Origin of the sequence: Vibrio sp. 99K-1 (assembly GCF_013114585.1) — a bacterium.
In the GTDB taxonomy this organism is placed as follows: Bacteria; Pseudomonadota; Gammaproteobacteria; order Enterobacterales; family Vibrionaceae; genus Vibrio; species Vibrio chagasii_B.
This window is the reverse complement of sequence record NZ_VTXF01000003.1, coordinates 153,373-169,829: the sequence shown is the minus strand read 5'-3', so window position 1 is coordinate 169,829 and position 16,457 is coordinate 153,373. Positions and strand designations below refer to the sequence as shown.

The following is a 16,457-nucleotide window of genomic DNA, read 5'->3' as shown; positions in this document are numbered from 1 at the left end:
CGCGAATTTTACCATTAATTCGACGATAGTCAAATTTTGGGTAATTGTTAATCAGCCTGACGTCGTAAGAATGCTGGAATATCTAAGTATCCGCTCTCTTTCTCAGCCTTAGGTGCTGCACTTTGGCTAGCGCCTGTACCTGAAGAAACAGGCGACGTTGTTGGCTGCGGCTTAACTTGAGGTTTTACCTCAGTTTTTTCTTGCAATGGTTGTGCCACTTTCTCTTCCACTTTTGGTGCAGCTTGTGCCGCTACTTGTGGTTGAGGAGTTGCTGCAACCTTAGCTTTTCCACCAGCAACTAGTGTAATGTCTGGTTTTCTCTCTGTGCCGATACCTGTTGCAACAACAGTTACACGGATTTCGTCCGTCATATCAGGGTCTAGAGAAGTACCAATCACAACAGTTGCATTATCAGAAGCGAATGCCTTAACTGTGTTACCTACTGTTTCGAATTCATCTAGACGCATATCTAGGCCAGCAGTGATGTTCACAAGAACGCCACGTGCACCAGCTAGGTCGATGTCTTCTAGTAGTGGGCTAGAAATTGCCGTTTCAGCAGCTTCTTCAGCACGGTCTTCACCTTTCGCGATACCGCTACCCATCATTGCATGACCCATTTCCGACATTACGGTGCGAACATCCGCGAAGTCGACGTTGATCATACCAGGGCGAGTAATTAGCTCAGCGATACCTTGTACAGCGTTTTTAAGTACATCATTTGCACTTGCGAAAGCTTCTAGCAGTGTAACGCCACGGCCTAGTACTTTAAGTAGCTTTTCATTTGGAATCGTAATTAATGAATCCACATGTTTAGAAAGCTCTTCGATACCTTGCTCAGCAAACGCTAAACGCTTTTTGCCTTCAAAGCTAAATGGCTTAGTTACAACAGCAACGGTTAGCACACCCAGCTCTTTCGCAACTTCAGCAATAACTGGAGCAGCACCTGTACCAGTACCACCGCCCATACCAGCTGCGATAAATACCATATCGGCGCCAGTTAGAACTTCTTTAATTCTTTCTCGATCTTCGAGAGCTGCATCACGGCCTACTTGTGGATTTGCACCAGCACCAAGACCTTTAGTGATATCACCACCAATTTGGATCACGCTGCTCACGCTTGTTTTACGAAGTGCTTGTGCATCAGTATTAACACTGATGAATTCTACGCCTTCGATTGATTCACGTACCATGTGCTCAACAGCGTTACCGCCACCGCCACCAACTCCAACGACTTTAATTACTGCATCGTCAGACATTTCCATCATCGGTTCAAACATGTGTTATCTCCGTTTTTTCCTGCAACTCAGGTTAAAACTCTTTTTGTATCCAATTACGCAATTTACCAAATAAACCAGACATCGAAGGTGCTGAACGCTTAGGTTCGCTGTAATCACCTTCATCACTGATCTGACAATCTCTTGCGTAATGAAGTAAACCAACCGCCGTAGAATGATACGGCTCTTTAACATAATCAGTTAAGCCACTAACTTCTAATGGCTTACCAACTCGAACTTGATTGCGGAAAACACGTTCCGCACACTCTACCAATCCGTCAATTTGTGCCGCTCCACCAGTGAGGACGACGCCAGCTGCAAGGTGGTGTTTAATACCTTCGTCTCGTAGCTGTAATTGAACCGTATCGATAGTTTGGTTAACGAGGCCCATAAGTTCAGTGTAACGTGGTTCAATCACTTCCGACAAAGTTTGTCGTTGCAAACTTCTTGACGGGCGACCACCAACACTTGGGACGTTAACAGAGTCATCCTTGCTAACGAGTTCACTCAGAGCGCAACCATGGTTTACTTTTATCTCTTCAGCATCGCTCACTGGCGTACCGAAAGCGAAGGCAATATCACTGGTTACTGCATTTCCTGCATAGGAAAAGACTTCTGTGTGTCGTAGCGCGCCGCCAGTCCAAATGGAAATATCCATTGTACCCGCACCGATATCAACCACACACACTCCGAGCTCTCTCTCGTCTTCAGTAATTACCGCATTACTTGAGGCAAGTCCTGAAAACACGATTTGTTCTACTGTGAGACCACATCGTTCAACAGCTTTAATAATGTTTCTCGCCATGTCGCTATGGCAAGAAATTAGATGAACGCTCACTTCCATTCGAACACCAGACAGACCAAGTGGGTTCTTAATCCCTTCTTGATAATCAATGGTAAATTCTTGTGGGATCACGTGCAGAATTCTCTGCTCTTCACCTATTTTAATTGATTTCGCAGTATGGATCGCTCGATCCATATCGTCTTGAGACACCTCTTCATCAGAGATAGTGCCCATGCCTTTTTCAATTCGGCTTGCGATATGTTTGCCTGATAGCGAGATAAACACATTGCTGATTTGGCATTCCGCCATCAACTCTGCTTGATCAATTGCTCGCTGAACTGACTTAACTACCGACTCTAGGTCGTTCACACCACCTTTATCCATACCTCTGGATGGGCTTTGCCCAGAGCCAATGATATTGATTTGACCATCAGGCAGTATTTCACCAACCAGAGCTGATATGGTCGCAGTGCCTATATCAAGACCAACGATTATGTTGTCATCTGCGGTCTTAGTCATCTGTGCTCTCTTCTAACTCTTGCTCTGGAAACCAGCCTACAGCGGCTCCCGTATCATACCTGAGGTCGATGTAGCTCACTTGATTCGCCTTACTACCGAGTTCGTTGTAAAGCGAAATGAAGCGTTCAACACGCTCATCTAAAGAATCTTTACCTAGCTCTAAACGGATACCGTTATCTAGGATTATTTGCCAAGCGCGACGTTCGTTGAGAACAAGTGAGGTAACCGTTAACCCTAGACTGTTAATCAAAGGGGTTATCTTTCTCCACTTTTCGATCACTTCTTGGCTGGTGCCATCTGGGCCGTAAAGCTTAACTCTATCGCCTTTCAGAAGACCGATATCGCCATTAAACACCTGACCATCATCATTCAACAGCATGTTGCCGTTCCAGATTGCTGCAGCATGATACTCAGTCAAAAATACTTTTATTGTGTCTGGCCACTGCTTACGAATAGAGACAACAGACACCCAAGGCAATGCTTCTAAACTGTCTTGCAACACACCAATGTCTTGTGACATGAATGTACCAATATGCTCGAGTCTTCCAAAAGCATGTTGAACATCACCAGCGGTTACATAAGTTAAGTCACCTTGAATGACTATTTTGGAGAGAGGCAATCGTTGATCGTCCCACATCCAAGTCAGTGTGGTGTAGAAAAGAAACCCAATGAATAGCAATACCATGACAAAAAAGGACCCGCCTAGGGCGTGTTTCTTTAACGATGGTAAACTGAATAGGTGGCGGTTTTCGCTAAAAGTACTTTCTACCAAAGCCCGCTTTCCCTGTCGTTGGTTCGCAATTCTATTCCCTATCTTCGTAATAGAGGTAAAAGCACTTACTTTAACCTATGAATTATACTGAGCAAAATCAAACTATCAAACGTTGATAATAAGATTTTTGGTCAATTTTAGGTCAATCGCAAGAAGTGAGCGATTGACCACAGTATGTAGACAGTATTCTGCTACACGTTCTGCATTTTATTAATGTCTAACTGTAACGATTCTAGTTGCTTAGCAACGCGGCCAACATCGCCTGCACCCTGCGTCAATACAAGGTCGCCGCCTTGAATCACGTTAGCTAAAACCGATGGCAGCGTGTTGATATCAGCAACAAAGATTGGGTCAATCTTACCACGCCCGCGAATAGTTCGACTTAATGAGCGCCCGTCTGCACCTGCAATAGGTTTCTCACCCGCAGAATAAACATCTAATAAGATTAAGACATCAACCTGCTCAAGAACGTTCGCAAAATCATCATATAAATCACGTGTTCGACTGTAACGATGTGGTTGGAAAATCATCACGAGACGCTTATCAGCCCAACCACTTCGAGCAGCCTGAATCGTTACATCAACTTCGGTTGGGTGATGACCATAATCATCAACCAGCATTGCGACACCATTACCCGTCTCGTACTCACCAAGATGGTCGAAACGACGCCCAGTACCTTCGGTACCTGCCATCGCTTTTAGGATCGCTTCATCGCTGATGTCATCTTCCGTTGCCACTGCAATCGCCGCAGAGGCATTCAGTGCATTGTGACGACCTGGAATGTTCAACGTGATATCCAGATTAGCTTTACCTTCACGTACAACAGTGAACTTGCCTTGCTGGCCTTCTTGTACGTAGTTTTCAATACGGATGTCCGCATCTTCTGAGAAACCGTAAGTGATCACTTGGCGACTAACCTGAGGAATCAGCTCTCGTACAACAGGATCATCCACACACATCACAGCCTGACCATAAAATGGCAGGTTGTGTAAGAAATCGATAAACGTCTGCTTTAATGTTTCGAAGTCACCGCCATAGGTATCCATATGGTCCGCTTCGATATTGGTTACGATACTCACCATAGGTTGCAAGTGTAAGAATGATGCATCACTCTCATCAGCTTCAGCAATCAAGATACGGCTCGAACCAAGGCGGGCATTGGTACCTGCACTTTTCACTAACCCACCGTTTACAAACGTTGGATCTAAACCTGCTTCAGAGTAAATCTGTGTAACCAAAGCCGTTGTTGTTGTCTTACCGTGCGTACCTGCCACAGCAATACCGTGACGAAAACGCATCAGCTCAGCTAGCATTTCTGCACGACGAACGATAGGCGTACGCGCTTCACGAGCGGCAATAATCTCTGGGTTCTCTTCGTTGATAGCGGTTGATACCACGACTACACTTGCATCAGCAACGTTACTCGCCTGGTGGCCAATGTAAACGGTCGCACCCTTGCTAACTAAACGCTCTGTCACTGGATTTTGAGCGATATCAGAACCAGTGATCTGGTAGCCTTCATTAAGCAAGACTTCAGCAATCCCGCTCATTCCAGCACCACCAATACCAATGAAGTGGATAGATTTAACACGGCGCATCTCTGGCACCATTGCACGGATTTGCGCTAAGTCTTGGGTATGTTCAATCGTCATCAATTCAGTCTCATTATTTTGCTAAAGCTTTAATCGCTTCAGCGACAGTAACGTCGGCATCAAGCTTGGCTGCTTGACGCGCTTTTGTTGCCATCATTTTTAATTCATTTCTATCAAGTTCAGCGATGGTGTTCGCTAACTTTTCAGCCGTCAGTTGTGGCTGTTCAATCATTAACGCCGCACCACATTCAACTAAATGGTCGGCATTCAGTGCTTGCTGTCTGTCTTTGTGCATAAACGGAACAAAAATTGAACCGACACCGGCTGCTGATACCTCTGATACGGTTAACGCACCTGAGCGACACACTAATAGATCCGCCCACTCATAGGCTTGCGCCACATCATCAATAAATTCAGTTACTTGAACATTATCTACAGAATGTGATTTGTATTGTTCAATCACTTGCTGTTGATTGTTCTTACCCGCTTGGTGCATCACTGTGAAGCCTTCTCCAAGCTGTGCCATCGCTACAGGCAAAGTATCATTGAGGATTTTAGCCCCTTGGCTGCCACCCATAACCAAAATACGGATATCGCCATCACGCTCAGCCATGCGTAGCTCTGGCTCCGGTAAAGCAACCACATCCTCACGAACTGGGTTACCCACTACCTCAGCAGTAGGAAATGCACCAGGGAAGGCTTGGAAAACCTTTTTCGCAATCTTAGATAGCCACTGGTTGGTTAGACCCGCCACTGCATTTTGCTCATGCAAAACCACAGGAATGCCTGATAACCATGCCGCAATACCACCCGGGCCACTCACATAGCCACCCATACCAAGTACCACGTCAGGCTGCCACGCTTTGATATGCTGCTTTGCTTGAAGTATGGCATTAATAATTTGGAATGGGGCTTTAATTAGCTTACTAATGCCTTGACCACGCAGGCCTTTCACTTTAATGAAGTCGATCTCAATGCCATGTTTTGGCACTAAATCCGCTTCCATTCTGTCTGCTGTGCCTAACCAGCGAATTTCCCAACCTTGCTGCTGAAGCTTTTTAGCCACCGCTAGCCCTGGGAAAACGTGACCGCCAGTACCACCAGCCATCACTAAAAGTTTTTTGTTTTGTTTCATCGCTTTAGATTCTTATTCTACTAATTCGTTTTGACTATCAGCTTGTTCTTTTTGTTGCATTCGGCATTCGTGGTCAATGCGCAGCAGCATTGATACCGCCACAGACATAACAATTAAACTTGAACCACCGTAACTGATTAGCGGGAGGGTTAGACCTTTGGTCGGAACAATGCCAGATGCTGCACCTACGTTAACAAGCGTCTGAAACGCAAACCAAATACCAATACCAAAAGCCAGATAGCCACTGAACACTTGATCATGTTCAAAGGCTTTTTTGCCAATAAGAATGGCTTTTAACACCAAGCTGAAGATCAACATTAATACTAAGGTAACACCGACAAAGCCAAGCTCTTCAGCCAAGACCGCAAATACAAAATCAGTATGCGCTTCTGGTAGGTATTCGAGTTTTTGAATCGAGTTACCAAGCCCTTGTCCCATCCAATCACCACGGCCGAACGCCATCAATGATTGAGTTAATTGGTAGCCGCTACCAAACGGGTCATTCCATGGTTCCCAGAATGAAGTCACACGTCGAACACGGTAAGGTTCTATGACAATCAAACCAACGACAGCGGCAATACCAGCGACCATCAAGGCAATAAACTGTGACAACTTGGCACCAGCAATGAACAGCATGCCAAACAGCGTTACCAACATTACAACTACGGTACCCAAGTCGGGTTGACCAAGTAGCAAGACGGCAAAAGCACCAAACACCATGATGGGTTTTGCAAAACCACCAAAGAAGGTTTTTCTCACTTCGTCTTGTTTACGAACCAAGTAGCCCGCCATGAAGATAAACAAGGAAAGCTTAGCGACCTCGGCAGGCTGTAAGTTGAATAGCCCAAGAGGTATCCAGCGAGATGCACCGTTAACTGACTTACCGACGGCTAGTACTACGACCAACAAGAAGAAGGATAAGCCCAGCAGGTACATGCTGTATTGAAACCAGCGCTTCATCGGGATTTGCAATATCACACTGGATACACCCAATGCGAGCAATAGAAAGATCGCGTGACGGAACATAAAGTGAAACGGCTGATCGGTTAAACGAGCACTGATGGGGAACGAAGCAGACGTCACCATCACCAAACCTGTCAGCATTAGCCCAAGAGCAATCCATACCAATTGACGATCGTAAAGCGCCTCGGGAGTAGCACGGTTTAGCCACTGCCAGATGGATTGATTAATCTCTTTGACTCTTTGCACTGAATGTTAGTCCTTCAACACGTTAAGCATACTCATGAGCAAGCTCAATGAACGCGTCACCTCTTGCCATGAAATTATTAAATTGATCGAAGCTTGCGCACGCCGGAGACAGCATCACCATATCTCCAGCCACCAGCTGTGGCGAGATAGATTCGATTATCTGCTGCATAGTGTCGAACTTTTGTGCCGATGGGTGTAGAGGCATGAATTGATCTGCATCTTCACCGAAACAACACAGCTGAACACGCTCAAGTTGCGTCAATACTGGTTCAAGCTCACTAAAGTCAGCACCTTTACCAACGCCGCCAACCAAAAGATATAACGTACCTTGATACTCCAACCCAGACAGGGCTGCCAATGTGCTGGCTACATTCGTTGCTTTGGAGTCATTAACCCATTTGATTTCGCGCTTGTCAGCCACGACTTGGCAACGATGCGTCAAACCGTTATAGGCCTTCAAAGCATCAAGACTTTTGCTGTAGTCGATACCAACTTGCTTCAATAGTGCAAGTGAGACTAACGCATTCGCCACATTGTGACGTCCAACCAATGTTAAATCTTGGGTAGCAAGGACAGGTGTACCGTGATCGACTAGCCACTCAGTACTATCAATCGTTGATACACCAAACTCTTGGTTATCTAAGCCAAAAGTCAACAATGGCATTGTCTGGTCAGGGTAAGTCTCTTTGTCTTCACGATTAACAATCGCACACTGCGCGTTATTAAAGATTCTTAACTTGGCCTCACGGTAATCAGCCATGCCTTGATAGCGATCCATATGATCTTCAGACAGATTTAAGAATGCCGCAGCGGCAAGTTTTAAATTTGATGTAGTTTCTAGCTGAAAACTTGAAAGTTCAAGGACATATAAATCCGCATCAAGTTCTAGAAGGTCTAGGGCTGGAATGCCAATATTGCCGCCAACGCCAACATTAAGCCCAGCAGCCTTAGCAAGCACACCAGTCAAATCAGTCACGGTACTCTTACCGTTTGAACCAGTAATCGCCACAACAGGCTTATCTACAGCCCAACCAAACAACTCGATGTCGCCAACGACAGGCGTACCCGCTTGAAGCACATCTTGAATTTCAGGTGTCGCTAAAGCAATGCCTGGGTTAGCAACCACTAGATCAGCCTCAGCTAACCATTGGCTATTCCAGCTTCCAGAATGCAGCTCAACCGACTCAGGCAAAGATTCTTTTCCTGGCGGTAGATCTCGCGTATCAATGACCTTCACATGCGTATGAGGTTGATATTTTACGAGATGTTTAACGACAGAGAGCCCGGTAATACCGAGCCCCACAACCACTACATTTTGAATATTTTGCCAACGTTCCATTTAAACAAGATGCTCTTAATAGTTTTAAAGAGCCTCTAATACAGAGGCTCGCATAGGATTAACGAACTTTCAGTGTCGCTAGGCCAATCAGTACCAATACCATTGAGATGATCCAAAAGCGCACGATAACACGCGGTTCTGGCCAGCCTTTCAGCTCATAGTGGTGGTGAATCGGTGCCATACGGAAAATACGTTGGCCACGTAATTTGTAAGAGCCGACTTGCAGGATTACTGACAAGGTCTCCATTACAAACACACCACCCATGATCACTAGTACCAACTCTTGACGAACGAGTACCGCAATCACACCTAACGCACCACCCAGTGCTAGAGAGCCAACATCGCCCATGAATACTTGTGCTGGGTAAGTGTTAAACCATAGGAAGCCAAGGCCTGCACCAACGATAGCAGTACATACCACAACCAGTTCAGAGGTGTATGGGATGTATGGAATGTGTAGGTATGCTGCAAAGTTAACGTTACCTGTCGCCCAAGCGATAACAGCAAAACCCGCTGCAACCATAACCGTTGGCATAATCGCCAAGCCATCTAGGCCATCAGTTAGGTTTACCGCGTTACTGGTACCCACAATAACAAAGTAAGTTAGAACAATGTACAGTAAACCAAGTTGTGGCATCACATCTTTAAAGAAAGGCACCACTAATTGTGTTGCTGCAGTGTCTTGCCCGTGAGCATACAGAGCAAATGCCACTACCAAAGCAATCGCCGACTGCCAAAAGTACTTCCAACGAGCAATCAGACCATCAGTGTTCTTACGAACAACTTTACGATAATCATCAACAAAACCAACTGCACCGTAACCGCCTAGCACGACAAGCACCGCCCAAACGTAAGGGTTTGATAAGTCAGCCCAAAGCAAGACTGTAATAATGATCGCAGCAAGGATCATCACACCACCCATAGTTGGTGTGCCACGCTTACTAAAGTGAGACTCTGGGCCGTCGTTACGAACAACTTGGCCAATTTGCAGCATTTGCAGACGCTCAATTAAACGAGGTCCCATCCACAGCGACAGACATAAAGCCGTCAAAATGCTCGCGATTGCACGAAACGATAAGTATTCGAACAAACGGAAAAAAGAAAAGTGTGGCTGTAGTAGCTCTGCAAGCCAAATTATCATGAAAAGTTCTCCTTTAAAGCAGCGGCTATTTTACTCATTCCTGCACTATTGGCGCCTTTTACCAACAAGGTATGTGGCGCGTTTTCTGGCAAGCTCAAGTGCTGCTCTATGTGCGCGATCATCGCTTCATGCGTTGCAAAGTGAGTACCGTTACACACTTCACTAATCACCTTGGTATCATCACCGTAAGTGAGTACATGCTCAAAAGCGAATGGGGCAGCATATTCACCGACTTGACGGTGAAGTGCAAGGCTTTCATCGCCTAATTCAGCCATATTGCCTAAAATCAACCAACGCTGACCTTTGAAGCTCGACAACAATTTAGCTGCCGCCTTCATTGCCGGTACGCTGGCGTTGTAACTGTCATCTATCAGCTTGATATTCTGACTTAATTGTTGAACCTCAACTCGGCCTTTAACTGAGATAAGATTCGCTAAACCGCTTTTAATTTCTGCAAGCGTGGCACCGAATTGAATGCTCAGTGCAGCTGCCGCTAATGCGTTTGCTACATTGTGCTGACCAATAATGCCAAGTTCGACATCGATGGCACCTTGCGGGGTCTGCATATCAAAGCAAGCTTCACCCTGCTCGTTGATGCGAATATTCGTCGCAAAGTAATCCGCCGTGTCATCACTTTCAGAAAAGGTCAGTACGTTTTTGTCTGCAAGGACATCTTTCCAGAAGTCACCACCATTGCTCTCTAGGTTAACAATAGCAGTATCATCAGCAGCAAGCCCCTGAAAAATTTCGCCTTTCGCTTGCTTCACACCATCGATAGAGCCAAAACCTTCTAAGTGTGCCGCCGCGACATTGTTCACCAAAGCAACCTGTGGTTTAACAAGCTGAGTGGTATAAGCAATTTCACCGATGTGATTGGCGCCTAGTTCGATCACTGCGTAGTCGTCGCTTGACTCACTACGCAGCAGGGTTAACGGTACCCCAATATCATTATTGAAGTTGCCTGCTGTAAACAGCACCTTGCCACGTTGCTGCAAAATGCTCGCAACCATCTCTTTTACTGTCGTCTTGCCGCAGCTGCCTGTAATCGCCATAGTTGGAACGTTACATTGCTCATGAATCCAAGCACTTAGCTGACCTAAAGCAAGTTTAGTGTCTTCAACAACAACTTGAGTAATATTTAGGTCAAGTTTTCGTTGAACTAATAACGCACTCGCATTGGCCTCAACAGCCTGACCACAAAAATCATGCGCATCAAAACGTTCACCAACGAGAGCAACAAACAGCGCACCTTGTTCTACGGTACGAGTGTCGGTAGAAACCGCATTGATCAAACTATTGCTCGATTTGCCAGCCTCTATCAGCTGACCGTTCACCGCTGAGCAGATCTGCTCGAGTGATACATCAATCATTATGAAATACCTAAAAGTTGTAGCGCAGACTCTCGATCCGAATAGTGGATCGTTTTGTCTTTCAATACTTGGTAATCCTCATGGCCTTTACCTGCCAGAAGAATAATGTCGTTATTACCCGCCTTCTCTAAAGCAAACTTAACCGCCTGAAAGCGATCGTGTTCAACAAAGGCGGCATCAGGCTCACTTAAGCCTGCCAGCATGTCTTTAACAATCAATGCCGGATCTTCGCTGCGAGGATTGTCATCTGAAATAATAATTTTGTCGGCGAACTGCTCTGCGGTCACCGCCATCATAGGGCGCTTGCCGGTATCTCGATCACCACCGCAGCCAAAGATTGCCCATAGCTTTCCAGAGCAGTGAACTCGTAGTGCTGCTAGTGCTTTCTCTAATGCGTCTGGTGTATGCGCATAATCGACCACTACTTTGGCTTTGTTTGGTACTTGGAACAATTCCATGCGACCAATAACCGGTTGCAGTTGAGGTGCTGTGTCGATCAAAGTTTGCTTGTCGATGCCTAGTGAGAGTAATGTCGCGAAAGCAACCAATACATTTGATGCGTTGAACTGGCCAATTAAAGGAACAGACAGTTCTCCCTGCCCCCAGCTACCATCAAAAGCGAGTTTGATACCGGTCTCTGCATAAGCAACATCCGATGCCCATACTGACTGCTGGTAGCCCGATAACGGAAGTAATGAAACAGCTACTGCATTAGACAGATCTGCCATCCAAGCTTTACCGACTTCATCGTCGACATTAATCACAGCGTGCTTACAATTATGCTGAGTAAACAAGCTCTTCTTAGCTAGAGCGTACTCTTCCATCGTGCCGTGGTAATCCAAGTGGTCACGGCTCAAGTTGGTAAATACACCAACCTCAAAGTTCAACGCCTTAACTCGACCTTGAACCAAACCATGAGACGAGATTTCCATCGCGGTATAAACGGCGTTTTCTTCAGCTAACTCACTCAGTGTGCGTTGTATTTCAATCGCACTACCGGTCGTATTAGCCGCCGTTTTAAGGTTGTCTAGAAAGCCATTACCCGTTGTGCCCATTACCGCAGAGCGTTGGCCGACTAGGTCTAGCCACTGAGCAATCAATTGAGTGATAGTGGTTTTTCCATTGGTGCCAGTAACGCCAATCAATTTAGTCGCTTGAGAAGAGTAAATACGACCCGCCAGTTCTGAGAGGATTACATTCAGCTCAGATACATAAATCACTGGCACTGCATCTAACCATTCAACCAAACCATGCGTTTTGTCATCGCTAGCTTGTGCAATAACCGCCTTTGCGCCCTGAGCAACGGCTTTGTCGATAAAGCGGCGACCATCGACAGCATGCCCTACAATGGCAACAAAGATATCACCGTCCTTGATGGCACGACTGTCTAGCACCAATTGCTCAACCGCAATCGACGCTAACTCGGGAGCACTAAAATCTCCCCAAGGAGAAAGTAAAGATGACAGCGTGAGGCTATTACTCATATTGAATCCTGATTAGATCTATTCTTGAAACTTGTTTTCATCAGCAGGGACATTCAGTATTTGCAGTGCGCCCTTCATGATTTCAGAAAAAACAGGGGCTGCGACCGAGCCACCATAGTAAAGGTCACCTTGAGGTTCATTGATCATCACAACCAAAGAGACTCTTGGGTCACTCACTGGAGCAACACCAGCGGTATAGGCGAAGTACTCGTCTCCATAACCACCGGAAATCGCTTTTCTAGATGTACCTGTTTTTGCTGCTACTCGGTAACCCGGCACGGCAGCTCTTGTCGCTGTACCGCCCTTTTGGGTTACGCCTTCTAACATGTTCAAAACCAACTCAGCATTTTCGCGCTTGATGATCTGTTTTGAGAAATCTTGGTCGTTGCTTTTAACGATATGAATAGGCTCGTAAACACCGTGATTCGCTAACGTCGCATAGGCATGAGCCAATTGAAGCGGAGTAATCGCTAGGCCATAACCAAATGATAAGGTAGCAATTTCAAACTTAGACCAGCGTCGACGGTTAGGGAAAATACCGGCAGTTTCACCGACTAGGTTCAGTCCAGACATCTCACCAAGGCCTACTGAACTGTACATACCCAGTAGCGCTTCAAGCGGCATATCCAGGGCTAATTTCGCCACACCGATGTTACTCGACTTCTTAAGGATTAACGCTAAGTCTGCCTTACCAACTTTGGAAGTATCACGTACACGACTACCACCGATTTGCATGATGCCGTTGCCCGTATCAATCACAGTATCAGCATCTGCGGTGCCATTTTCGAGAGCCGCTAGAACGACAAAAGGCTTAACCGTCGAACCTGGCTCAAAAGCATCGGTGATCACGCGGTTACGCATCTTAAAGCTTTGTAAGTCAGCACGATTGTTTGGGTTGTAAGACGGCGCGTTGACCATGGCCAAAACCGCCCCCGTTTTTACGTCTAATAAGATAGCAGAGCCAGACGTCGCCTTGTGATCGGCTACCGCCTGTTTAATCGCTCGATAAGCGATGGCTTGTAGGCGCTGATCGATGGTTAATTCGAGTGGTTTGCCTTCTTCACGCTCTTCTAGTGCAATGTTTTCCACTACTCGCCCGTAACGGTCTTTACGGATTGTACGTTTACCGGCTTCACCCGTTAGCCACTTATCGTAGCTGCGCTCAACACCCTCTAGCCCGTGTCCGTCAATTCCGGTCACACCTATCAGATGCGCACTGACTTCGCCGGCTGGGTAATAACGACGTGATTCTGCTTTAAGACCAATACCCACCAGCTTTAAGTCACGGATGTATTTCGCCATTGCTGGGCTAACTTGTCTTTGTAGGTAGATAAAACGACGAGATTTGTCACTGGAGATCTTGTTGATCATTGATTGTCGATCTAAGCCAAGTACATCAGCTAACGCATACCAACGATCAATTTGGGCCATGCCATTTTTATCGAAGATGGTTTTCGGGTCAGCCCATACCGCCTCAACAGGCACACTGACGGCAAGTGGTTCGCCATTGCGGTCTGAAATAATCCCGCGGGCAGAAGGAATAGCCTTAACACGTACAGAACGAAGGTCGCCCTGACGAATTAAGTTATCTGGTTCAATGACTTGGATGTAAGCCACACGACCTACTAGTACAGAAAAGGCAACCAACACAAAAGCAATAACGACGTTGAAACGCCATTTAATCAGAATTGGATCCGAGTCCTTTTCGCTCTTCACTCGCTCTTTCGTTGGTTTCTTAACGGCTTTCGCGGGTGCTTTTTCCTTTTTTCCGGTCATTTCAGTGTGATCACAACTTCTTTGTCGGAGTCTGGACGTTTCATGTCTAGCTCTCGTTTTGCCGATGCTTGAACGCGACTATGTTCAGCCAGAGCCGTCTCTTCAAGCATTAAATTTCGCCATTCATTATCAAGCTGTTCACGCTCACTCAATGCCATGTCTTTTTGCGTGATTGCCTGACGTGACATGTGTGTCGTGAGAACGACCCCCATCGCGCTCGCGAAGATACAGATAAGCAGCACCAATGGGACTTTACCCACGGAGATCAAATCAAAAAATATTATCTTGGCTAAGTTCGGCTTGGAGGTCTTCATTGACTATAGCTTTTCTGCGATTCGTAATACTGAGCTACGTGAACGAGTGTTCTCATCCACTTCGCCTTTCGATGGTTTGATCGCTTTACCGACAGGCTTAAGATCAGCACTGCCTAGTGCTTTGATCTGCTCTTCCGTTAACGGAAGGCCGTGAGGTACTTGCGGGCCTTGGCTCTCTTTACGAATAAAGCGCTTCACCATACGGTCTTCAAGTGAGTGGAAGCTAATAACAGACAGGCGACCTTCTGGAGCAAGAATGCTTGCTGCGCCTTTTAGTGCCGTGTCGATCTCTTCCAGTTCACTGTTAATGTAGATACGGAATGCTTGGAACGCACGCGTTGCTGGGTGCTTTTTCTCTTTGAAGCTTTTTGGTGCTACATCAGAGATAAGCTTAGCCAACTGGCCAGTGCGAGTTAACGGCTCATTCTCTTCGTTTTCTTGATAAGCCATGATGCCTTTTGCGATACGACGAGCATGCTTGTCTTCACCAAACTCACGAATCACCCAAGTGATGTCATCAAGATCCGCTTCTAGTAGCCACTGAGATACAGGAATGCCCGAAGTTGGGTCCATACGCATATCTAGTGGGCCATCTTTCATGAAACTGAAGCCACGTTCAGCATCATCAAGTTGTGGTGAAGAAACTCCTAAATCCAGCAGAACGCCGTCTACTTTACCCACTAAATCATAACGCTCTGCGTATTCAGCCATGCCTGAGAATGGACCGTGGATGATAGTAAAGCGAGGGTCATCAATTTTTTGTGCTTCTGCAATCGCTTGTGGATCGCGGTCGATACTAAATAGTCGTCCATTCTCGCCCAGTTTAGACAGGATTGTACGGCTGTGACCACCACGGCCAAAAGTACCATCGATGTAGGTACCATCAGGTTTGATCGCAAGTCCGTCAATAGATTCGTTAAGCAATACTGAAATATGTTTGAATGCTTCTGTCATAGTCTTCTCAGTGAGTGGATTGAGCCATTAGTTCGGCAATAATTTGTTCTGTTAACGTTTTAGTGTACTGATTTCACGCTGTATCTCCACCATATTGTGTACAGGCTTTGGGAATTTTTGACCCAAGCTCATACCAAGATGACGGATTTTAAGGAAATCTAAATAATTTACGTCAATATAAAGCAAAAAACCCATCACTACCGTTAAGTAATGATGGGTTCTTAAAATGGGTGGAGTTGACACATACGCCGGGTTCTGTTCCGCTTGCGCGGCGGTAACCATTCGTCTAGGCCTGCAATCGCTCACAGGCTCAAGCAATCTACCCGCCCCCATACGCGAGCAACGCAATGTGAGGGCCTATTTGATCTTGCTCCGGGTGGAGTTTACCTTGCTACGAACTGTTACCAGTCGCACGGTGCGCTCTTACCGCACCCTTTCAGCCTTACCTGTGCCCCTTCCGAAGAAATGAGGCCATCGGCGGTCTTCTCTCTGCTGCACTTGTCGTGGGCTCGCGCCCCCCAGACGTTATCTGGCACCCTGCTCTATGGAGCCCGGACGTTCCTCCCCTCTGCCAGTCTCCCGAAGGACTTCAACGTCAGTTTCCCGAAGGACCTCAACGTCAGTCTCCCGAAGGACATCAGCAAAGCAGCGATTACCCGTTCAACTCCGAGGGCGGATTGTATAGAGATTAGTGTGCAGTGTCTAGCGAGATCACAAATATGGTGCAAACCAATGATTAACTGATGGGGAATTGACCTAAAAGCGGATGCGAGTGGCGAGATGCGGGATTCGAA

13 protein-coding genes and 1 other RNA gene are annotated in these 16,457 nt (G+C 46.4%); all 14 read right to left on the bottom strand.

Annotation, left to right across the window (positions count from 1 at the left end):
• Positions 1 to 47: 47 nt before the first annotated feature.
• Entirely contained in the window at positions 48 to 1,277 is a 1,230-nt protein-coding gene (gene ftsZ, locus F0228_RS03785) for a cell division protein FtsZ (protein WP_061033376.1), read from the bottom strand.
• A 31-nt stretch (positions 1,278 to 1,308) separates the two neighbouring features.
• The gene (gene ftsA / locus F0228_RS03780) at positions 1,309 to 2,577 is read right to left on the bottom strand and encodes a cell division protein FtsA (RefSeq protein WP_004740737.1); all 1,269 of its coding nucleotides are present in this window, start codon (positions 2,575 to 2,577) and stop codon (positions 1,309 to 1,311) included.
• Entirely contained in the window at positions 2,570 to 3,349 is a 780-nt protein-coding gene (locus F0228_RS03775; RefSeq protein ID WP_032498757.1) for a cell division protein FtsQ/DivIB, read from the bottom strand. Before F0228_RS03775 ends, ftsA begins: the two co-directional genes overlap by 8 nt.
• A gap of 191 nt (positions 3,350 to 3,540) precedes the next feature.
• A complete protein-coding gene (gene murC / locus F0228_RS03770; protein WP_008223697.1) occupies positions 3,541 to 5,001 on the bottom strand; it encodes a UDP-N-acetylmuramate--L-alanine ligase in 1,461 nt (486 codons plus the stop codon).
• 13 nt (positions 5,002 to 5,014) lie between these two features.
• Positions 5,015 to 6,076: an undecaprenyldiphospho-muramoylpentapeptide beta-N-acetylglucosaminyltransferase gene (gene murG, locus F0228_RS03765; RefSeq protein WP_061033377.1), complete on the bottom strand. Its 1,062-nt coding sequence runs from the start codon at positions 6,074 to 6,076 to the stop codon at positions 5,015 to 5,017.
• Positions 6,077 to 6,088: 12 nt separating this feature from the next.
• Positions 6,089 to 7,285 carry a cell division protein FtsW gene (gene ftsW, locus F0228_RS03760; RefSeq protein ID WP_061033378.1) on the bottom strand — a complete coding sequence of 399 codons (1,197 nt, stop codon included), beginning with the start codon at positions 7,283 to 7,285 and terminating at the stop codon, positions 6,089 to 6,091.
• Between the two features lie 22 nt (positions 7,286 to 7,307).
• Complete coding sequence (murD, locus tag F0228_RS03755) at positions 7,308 to 8,624, bottom strand: UDP-N-acetylmuramoyl-L-alanine--D-glutamate ligase (RefSeq protein WP_171730855.1); 1,317 nt, start codon at positions 8,622 to 8,624, stop codon at positions 7,308 to 7,310.
• 58 nt (positions 8,625 to 8,682) lie between these two features.
• A complete protein-coding gene (gene mraY, locus F0228_RS03750; protein ID WP_008223690.1) occupies positions 8,683 to 9,765 on the bottom strand; it encodes a phospho-N-acetylmuramoyl-pentapeptide-transferase in 1,083 nt (360 codons plus the stop codon).
• Positions 9,762 to 11,135 carry a UDP-N-acetylmuramoyl-tripeptide--D-alanyl-D-alanine ligase gene (gene murF / locus F0228_RS03745; protein WP_171730856.1) on the bottom strand — a complete coding sequence of 458 codons (1,374 nt, stop codon included), beginning with the start codon at positions 11,133 to 11,135 and terminating at the stop codon, positions 9,762 to 9,764. Before murF ends, mraY begins: the two co-directional genes overlap by 4 nt.
• Positions 11,135 to 12,619 carry a UDP-N-acetylmuramoyl-L-alanyl-D-glutamate--2,6-diaminopimelate ligase gene (murE, locus tag F0228_RS03740; protein WP_116870008.1) on the bottom strand — a complete coding sequence of 495 codons (1,485 nt, stop codon included), beginning with the start codon at positions 12,617 to 12,619 and terminating at the stop codon, positions 11,135 to 11,137. The genes murF and murE overlap by 1 nt, the downstream gene beginning before the upstream one ends.
• An 18-nt stretch (positions 12,620 to 12,637) precedes the next feature.
• The gene (locus tag F0228_RS03735; RefSeq protein WP_008223684.1) at positions 12,638 to 14,395 is read right to left on the bottom strand and encodes a peptidoglycan glycosyltransferase FtsI; all 1,758 of its coding nucleotides are present in this window, start codon (positions 14,393 to 14,395) and stop codon (positions 12,638 to 12,640) included.
• Positions 14,392 to 14,709: a cell division protein FtsL gene (gene ftsL / locus F0228_RS03730; RefSeq protein WP_017062901.1), complete on the bottom strand. Its 318-nt coding sequence runs from the start codon at positions 14,707 to 14,709 to the stop codon at positions 14,392 to 14,394. The genes F0228_RS03735 and ftsL overlap by 4 nt, the downstream gene beginning before the upstream one ends.
• A 3-nt stretch (positions 14,710 to 14,712) precedes the next feature.
• Positions 14,713 to 15,663 (bottom strand): 16S rRNA (cytosine(1402)-N(4))-methyltransferase RsmH, encoded by a 951-nt coding sequence (rsmH, locus tag F0228_RS03725; protein ID WP_171730858.1) that lies wholly within the window; start codon positions 15,661 to 15,663, stop codon positions 14,713 to 14,715.
• 228 nt (positions 15,664 to 15,891) lie between these two features.
• Positions 15,892 to 16,331: RNase P RNA component class A (gene rnpB, locus F0228_RS03720), an RNA gene on the bottom strand.
• Between the last annotated feature and the right edge of the window lie 126 nt (positions 16,332 to 16,457).